The organism is Spiroplasma sp. ChiS (assembly GCF_002968355.1).
GTDB classification, from domain to species: Bacteria; Bacillota_I; Bacilli_A; order Mycoplasmatales; family Mycoplasmataceae; genus Spiroplasma; species Spiroplasma citri.
Genome location: NZ_PUUH01000209.1, coordinates 1 through 836, shown reverse-complemented (window position 1 = coordinate 836; position 836 = coordinate 1). Strand labels below are relative to the sequence as shown.

General features: G+C 30.5%; 1 protein-coding gene and 1 pseudogene. Both read right to left on the bottom strand.

Features of this window, described 5'->3' with window-relative positions:
- Positions 1-527 (bottom strand): annotated as a pseudogene (locus tag C6B38_RS05725) (hypothetical protein); the annotation flags it as partial.
- 89 nt (positions 528-616) lie between these two features.
- Complete coding sequence (locus tag C6B38_RS10145) at positions 617-718, bottom strand: lipoprotein (protein WP_162475900.1); 102 nt, start codon at positions 716-718, stop codon at positions 617-619.
- Positions 719-836 lie beyond the last annotated feature (118 nt).

Below are 836 nucleotides of genomic sequence, written 5' to 3'. Positions count from 1 at the left end.
CTATCAACTGCAATTGTTTCAACATAATTATTTATTTCATTAATTCTAGTCAGTGTGTTTGACCCCACAACCAACTTATACGCACCGTTATTTGTTCCAAAATAAATGTTGTCTTTACTATCTATTGTTATAGAATTTGTGCTATTGCTGGTATCATTTATTTTGGTTGGTGTTGTTGACCCCGCAGACAACTTATACGCACCATCAAATTTACCAAAATAAATGTTATCTTTACTATCAACAACAAGCGAAATTATATTTCCTTTTATTCCATTTATTTTGGTTGGGGTTGTTGCACCGTGTTTCAACACAAACGCACCCTCACTTGTGGCAAAATAAATGTTATCTTTACTATCTATTGTCATTCTAAAAATATAACCACTAATATTTTTAAATTCTTTTATTGGTAGGTAGTCATTGTTGGAATTAGATGTCAAGGTGCGGGTTGCGGGTGTGTTGGCAAGCAACGGGGCGGGAATGCTCGCTGTTAAAGTTGATATCGTTAAAATACTTAAAAGTTTTTTCATTGCTGTATTCCTTTCTGAACAATAAAAATAGGAATAGCATCACAGCACTATTCCCACAAGCAATTTCTAACATATTTCAAAGTAGAAGACTATGTTAAATTATTAGGTTCATATTGACTCATTGCCATTAATGGTGCTACTCCGCTAGTTGTTATAACACTGGCTCCCAATATACTTAATAATTTTTTCATATATATCATTCCTTTCTTTTATAAAAATAGAAATAATAGGCTTATTTTCCTTATTATTTCCATAAATTTATAAAAGAATTGATATGATATATTAAAATTTGAATATATTAAAATTTGA